Origin of the sequence: Flavobacterium sp. ACAM 123 (assembly GCF_000264055.1) — a bacterium.
Classification (GTDB): domain Bacteria; phylum Bacteroidota; class Bacteroidia; order Flavobacteriales; family Flavobacteriaceae; genus Flavobacterium.
In genome coordinates this window covers 1-6,576 of sequence record NZ_AJXL01000151.1, presented here as the reverse complement: position 1 = coordinate 6,576, position 6,576 = coordinate 1, and the positions used below count along the sequence as shown (strand labels likewise).

The 6,576-nt window shown below is 35.4% G+C and carries 5 protein-coding genes; all 5 read left to right on the top strand.

Annotation, left to right across the window (positions count from 1 at the left end; all coding sequences use genetic code 11):
- The first annotated feature begins 14 nt into the window (after positions 1-14).
- Positions 15-164, top strand: coding sequence for a four helix bundle protein (locus A3SG_RS23175; RefSeq protein WP_410501006.1), 150 nt, complete (start codon positions 15-17; stop codon positions 162-164).
- Positions 165-213: 49 nt separating this feature from the next.
- Positions 214-1,080, top strand: coding sequence for a glucose-1-phosphate thymidylyltransferase RfbA (gene rfbA, locus A3SG_RS0117065; protein ID WP_016991217.1), 867 nt, complete (start codon positions 214-216; stop codon positions 1,078-1,080).
- A gap of 139 nt (positions 1,081-1,219) precedes the next feature.
- A complete protein-coding gene (locus tag A3SG_RS0117060) occupies positions 1,220-2,179 on the top strand; it encodes a UDP-GlcNAc--UDP-phosphate GlcNAc-1-phosphate transferase (protein ID WP_016991216.1) in 960 nt (319 codons plus the stop codon).
- Between the two features lie 718 nt (positions 2,180-2,897).
- Positions 2,898-4,037 (top strand): DegT/DnrJ/EryC1/StrS family aminotransferase, encoded by a 1,140-nt coding sequence (locus A3SG_RS0117055; RefSeq protein WP_016991215.1) that lies wholly within the window; start codon positions 2,898-2,900, stop codon positions 4,035-4,037.
- A gap of 230 nt (positions 4,038-4,267) precedes the next feature.
- Positions 4,268-6,124, top strand: coding sequence for a polysaccharide biosynthesis protein (locus tag A3SG_RS0117050; protein ID WP_410501005.1), 1,857 nt, complete (start codon positions 4,268-4,270; stop codon positions 6,122-6,124).
- Positions 6,125-6,576: the final 452 nt, after the last annotated feature.

The following is a 6,576-nucleotide window of genomic DNA, read 5'->3' as shown; positions in this document are numbered from 1 at the left end:
AACAATTTTTATACATTGCCATGGGCTCATTGTCTGAACTAGAAACACAATTAATATTATCAAATCGATTACAATTTGTAAATTCGATTGAAATTTATTTAAGTCAAATCGAAAAAATCAAAAAAATGCTTTTTGGTCTTATTAGATACGTAAACAATAAATAGGGACGCAATTCGAATTACGCGCTACGAATCACGAATCACAAAATAAACTATGAAAGGAATTATATTAGCCGGAGGATCTGGCACTCGATTACACCCGTTGACACTTGCGATGAGTAAACAAATGATGCCGGTTTATGATAAGCCCATGATTTATTACCCATTGTCTACTTTGATGACGGCAGGGATTAATGAAATTTTAATTATTTCGACACCGCATGATTTGCCAAATTTCAAAAAATTATTGGGTGATGGCTCGGCAATAGGTTGTCATTTTAGTTATTCTGAACAAGCTATCCCCAATGGTTTGGCGCAGGCCTTTGTCATTGGCGAAGAATTCATTGGAAAGGATAGTGTGGCTTTGGTTTTGGGAGACAATATTTTCTTTGGGTCTAATATGGATGAATTGTTACAATCCAATAAAAACCCGGTTGGGGGAGTTGTTTTTGCCTATCATGTATCCGATCCGGAGCGTTATGGAGTAGTTGAATTTGACAAAAATCTCAATGCACTTTCGATAGAAGAAAAACCTTTGGAACCCAAATCGAATTATGCGGTACCAGGATTGTATTTTTATGATAATTCTGTAGTAGAAATTGCTAAGAATATTAAACCAAGTTCACGTGGAGAATATGAAATTACGGATGTAAATAAAGTGTATTTAGAAAAAGGAAATTTAAAAGTAGGTATTTTGAGCAGAGGTACTGCTTGGCTCGATACAGGGACTTTCAATAGTTTGATGCAAGCAGGTCAGTTTGTGCAGGTCATTGAAGAACGTCAGGGATTGAAAGTGGGTTGTATCGAGGAAATTGCCTGGCGACAAGGTTTTATTAGCGAGCAGGAACTAAAAGATTTAGCAGAACCTTTGAAAAAATCAGGTTATGGAGAGTATCTTTTGGGATTGTTAAAACACAAATAATAAGTGGTGAATGATCAGTATTTAGTATTCGGTGATCAATGGTAAGAGAAGAGTATTCTTCTCATCTGACAATGTCTGAATTGTTATCTGATTTTTATATTAAACGCTATTATTTAATAGCCTAGATTGAAGTAAATAAATGATATATACAGCGTTATTTTTTTTATTGATTGGTATTGAGCTGTTTTATTTTAAAATTGCAGATACCTACAATATAATCGACAAACCAAATAGTAGATCATCACATAGTGCCATTACGTTGAGAGGCGGCGGAATTATTTTTCCAGTAGCAATAAGTACGGCTTTTTTTTTAGGGTATGTCTCTTGGGAAATAGCGTTAGCAGTGCTATTAGTTGCTGCGGTGAGTTTTATCGATGACATAAAACCATTATCGCAGTTGCCTCGATTTGCATCACACGTTATTGCTGTAGGTTTAGTGTTCTATGATGTAAATTTGTTTGCAGAGACAATATGGCTGCTCCCAATAGTTTTTGTCTTACTAATTGGTTGGGTGAATGCTTTTAATTTTATGGACGGCATCAATGGAATTACGGTATTGTATGCACTTAGCGCGATTGTAAGTTTTGCTTTTTTGCCCATACATCAAGCAAGTTTACCATTGCTAATTACAATGGGATTGTCTTGTGTCGTTTTCGGAATATTCAACGTCAGAAAAAAAGCAAAAACATTTGCTGGTGATGTAGGAAGTATCAGTATGGCCGTTTTCTTAGGCTACTTTATGGTAAAGACAATTTTAGATTCCGGACAAATTGGATATATTCTTTTCTTTTCTGTTTATGGTATCGACGCTGTTGTTACTATCATTAACAGATTGATAAAGAAAGAGAATATTTTTCAACCGCATCGGTCCCATCTATATCAATATCTAGCCAATGAAATGGGCTATCCACATGTTATAGTTGCGATGGTTTACGCGGTACTTCAGTTAGGAGTGAATGCTCTTATCATCTATGTGGATAAACATGGAAGTTTGTCGCTGTACTTTTCCGGAGGAGTTTTACTGCTTCTGACTCTTATTTATTTAGGTATTAGGACATTTGTTCTTCGTCAAGTGCATCTTAAAAAAAGTATCGTTTAATTTTTTAGTTCGTTGTACTTTTATTTTAATAGGTTTTGGTTTGCCTGTTCGTATTGCTGTAAACGTTGAATTTTGGAGTTGGATTTTTTTAATTTTTTGCCCCAACCCTAAAGGGAGAAAAGTAAAACTCACGAAACTACCGTCAAAACGCTGTTCTGCAGCCCGAGCCGTTCGACTTTCAGGCTCAACTCCTGGATTACTGCGACTCCGTTTATCTTTGGTTTTTTCGTTTTTAATTTAAGGGCGAGTTTGCGTTTGTTATATCATTAGTTGTCTCTGCATAACGGGAAGTTATACTTTTTTCGCCTCATGACCTTAGCAACTTGTTGTTCGTCTTCGGGATCACTCGCATCGTCCACCGCTAAAATTATTATCGTGATTTTTGATATAAAAAACAGTAGGGTGGTTGTAAAAGTATTAAATGGCGAGTTGTTTTTTTAAGAGATTCTTTTCTTTTAGCTCACTTGACTTTTACTTTTTACCAGTGTTTGCTGAATCTTCGGTTTATCTTAATGTAATAAAAGTACCGGTTGTCTATTCAATCTAGTATTCCGAAGGAATTCGGAATACTGTCTTCATATTACAACGGCATTGTACCGAAAGGTTTGTTAATATCAGGTGCAACCCGATGGCAAAACAAAAAATCAATCGAGATGACAAATTGCAAAAAAATCTATATTTTAGCTACATAAATACCGAAGTTATTAATTCGTAAGCAATGGCTGAGAACAAAATTTGGCTCTCGACTCCCCATATGGGTGGAAATGAACAAAAGTACATTCAAGAGGCTTTTGATTCGAATTGGATTGCTCCAATGGGGTCAAACTTGACTATTTTCGAACAAGATTTAGAAAATTATTTAGGTGTAGGGCATGTTACCGTTTTAAATTCGGGGACGGCTGCCATTCATTTGGGATTGATTCTTTTAGGGGTTAAGTCAGGGGACGAGGTTCTTTGTCAAAGTATGACTTTTTCGGCATCTGCTAATCCTATATTGTATTTGGGAGCCATTCCTATTTTTATCGATAGTGAACCTGAAACTTGGAATTTGTGTCCGGTTGCACTTGAAACCGCTATTATTGATAGGATTGCTAAAGGAAAAAAGCCAAAAGTAATTATAGCGGTGGACTTATATGGCGTTCCCTATAAAATAGAGGAGATAAGAATCCTGGCTGACCGCTATTCCATACCCATTCTGGAAGACAGTGCTGAGGCATTAGGAAGTTGTTATAAAGGACATAAATGCGGTACTTTTGGAGATATCAGTGTTTTATCTTTCAACGGAAGTAAGGTCATAACGACTTCGGGTGGCGGCGCGATTATTACTAGTTCACTGGCGCTGAAGAAGAGAGCATTATTTTTAGCCACGCAAGCCAGAGAAGAGGCACCGCATTATCAGCATGTTGAAATTGGATATAACTATCGAATGAGTAATATCTGTGCAGGAATCGGCAGGGGACAAATGGAAGTTTTGGATAGCCATATAGCTTTAAGAAGAAAAATGCATGAATTTTATTTGGACGTATTCAAGGATATTGAAGGGGTAACGGTATTCATTGTACCTGATGACAACTTCTTTTCAAATTATTGGTTAACTACAGTTTTGATTGACCCAACAAAGACCGTAGGAATTACGCGGGAGAAATTGCGATTACTACTAGCCAAATCGAATATAGAATCACGTCCCTTATGGAAACCGATGCATTTGCAACCCGTTTTTTCTGAATATTCTTATTATGGTAATACTGTTGCCGAGATACTTTTTAGCAATGGGCTTTGTTTGCCATCTGGTTCTAATCTTACCGCAGCCGATCGAGGTAGAATAAAAGCGGTGGTTTTAAATTTATTCAGTAAATGAAAAAGCGGAGTATTCTACTTTTTTTCCCAAAAATTAAATACAGTTAAAATACTTTAATTCAATACAATTAGTAGTATTTTTGATTTTTCATTAAAATTAGTTAAATAATAAATATTTTGAGTAATTACACAAAACCCAGTTCGATTTCTTTTCTCAGAAATATTTTTTCTAGCGAAAATTTAAGTTTTAATATTCATAACCTAAGCTATTTGCCTAGATGGATTATAGTTATGATGGATTTGGCAGTTTTAATGATTGCCTTCTTTTTTACCTATTTACTGTTTAGGGGTACTGGGCTAGATTATATTAGAATTCCAAATAGTGCGCTATATATTGGTTGTCTGTTTGTTGTCAATGTATTCTTTTTTTGGCTATTTAGAACTTACTCCGGAATTATAAGGCACTCCTCCTATATTGATGCTGTTAAGTTACTGTTTTCGCAAATGGCTGTTTTAATATCACTCCTACTGTTAAACTTTGCTTTTGAATTAGTCTATGGGTATAAAGCGTTTTTAAACACCGCGCTTTTTATTAATATGGTACTTTCTTTTTGTGGGTTGTTTTTATACCGTGTTATTGTAAAACAAACTTTTGAGCATTATCTCTCAGAGAAAAGTAATATAAAATTATCAAGAACAATAATTTATGGTACAGATGCCAATGCGATATCCGTTGCTAAAGCTTTAAAGTTAGAATCTCCTCTTCGTTTTAAAATCGTAGCATTTGTAGATAAGAATGATCAAAACTCTTCCAAGCGGATGTTGGATTTGCCCATTTTAATTTTGAAGAAAAAATTGCCCACTTTAATGCGTTCCGTTGGTGCAGAATCAGTCATAATTGCTGATAAAAGCTTGTCAAAAGAAGAGCGATTAATCATTGTGGACCAATGCTTAGAGTTTAATTATAGGGTGTATATAGTTCCATTGATTGCCGATTGGGAAAATGAAAAAGAGATTTCTCAAAAAGTAAAAACGATTCAAATTGAAGATCTCCTAGAAAGAAAACCTATTGTTTTAGATAATAAATCGATTTCGAAACAATTAAAAGACAAGACCATATTAATAACTGGTGCTGCAGGTTCGATAGGTAGTGAAATTGTACGGCAGGTATTGATTTATAATCCTAAGAAGATTATTATCTTGGACCAAGCTGAAACTCCTTTGCATCACTTGAGATTGGAGACCGAAGTGCTCCCTACAAATTCAAAAATCAGAACTGTAGTTGGCGATATTCGAAATAAAGAGGCTATGGATAAGGTTTTTAGGTTTTATAAACCCGAAGTAGTTTTCCATGCTGCAGCTTACAAGCATGTCCCTTTAATGGAAGAAAATCCTTCTCAGGCGATTTTTACTAATATTGGTGGAACCAAAAACCTTGCTGATCTATCCTGTTTGTATAGGGTTAAGAAATTCGTAATGATATCTACCGATAAGGCGGTTAATCCCAGTAATGTTATGGGAGCTAGTAAGCGTATTGCAGAGAAATATGTGCAATCCTTATCATTAAAAACTCAGAGGATGGGAGAAGAAAACAGTACGAAATTTATTACCACCCGTTTTGGTAATGTTTTAGGGTCTAATGGTTCTGTGGTGCCCCTGTTTACCAAGCAGATTGCGCAAGGAGGACCTGTAACAATAACACATCCAGATATTATACGGTATTTCATGACCATACCGGAAGCCTGTCAGTTGGTTCTAGAAGCTGGAGCGATGGGCAAAGGGGGCGAAATTTATATTTTTGACATGGGAAAACCGGTGAAAATCATTGATTTGGCAAGAAAGATGATTAAGTTGGCAGGATACGTGCCGGACAAAGATATTAAAATACAAATTGTTGGTTTAAGACCAGGAGAGAAGCTGTACGAAGAACTACTTAATGACACCTCCAAGACGATTCCTACCTATCATGAAAAAATAATGATCGCAGAAGAAATCCAAGACGAATTTGAAACCTTGCATAGAGATATCGAAGATTTAATAGAAAAAGCCAATTATTTGGAAAATGATGAAATCGTGATGAAAATGAAAGAAATAGTACCAGAATTTAAAAGCATGAATTCTAAGTTTGAATTGTTGGATGTAAAATAAATAGTAGATAAAGTATTGAATAAAAAAGGTTCACAGAGGATATGCTCGGTGAATCTTTTTTTTTAAGAGTAGGCAGGATTCAGTGTTTTTTTAATTTTTTCTCCGCCCTAAAGGGTGAAATTAAAAATGAGGGCTGCATATTTGAACCAGTTATTTTTTTAATTTTTTTCCCCTCCCTAAAGGGTGAAATTAAAAATGGAAGTGCTCATTTCAACGAAAAATCTTCCTGAAAAAAGATAGAGGTCTCTCTTTATGGCCGGAGTAAAACGCTTTTTTAAATTTTGTGTTTCATTTTTCATCGCAAGATTGCTATATTCTTTTTAATGATTAGAAAGTTAGGAAGAGATTGTCATTATTTACGGGAGCAATTTATTTAAATTTGTTTTGAAAACAGTATCGTTAATGATTCCATTGCGCGTATTCCCCTCTCGAGAGGGGCTAGGGGTGTGTTC

Bases quoted from the DNA above. Each gene is read 5' to 3' on its own strand.
- rfbA (WP_016991217.1), top strand. From the start codon at position 214: ATGAAAGGAATTATATTAGCCGGAGGATCTGGCACTCGATTACACCCG.
- A3SG_RS0117050 (WP_410501005.1), top strand. From the start codon at position 4,268: ATGATGGATTTGGCAGTTTTAATGATTGCCTTCTTTTTTACCTATTTA.
- A3SG_RS0117055 (WP_016991215.1), top strand. From the start codon at position 2,898: ATGGCTGAGAACAAAATTTGGCTCTCGACTCCCCATATGGGTGGAAAT.
- A3SG_RS0117060 (WP_016991216.1), top strand. From the start codon at position 1,220: ATGATATATACAGCGTTATTTTTTTTATTGATTGGTATTGAGCTGTTT.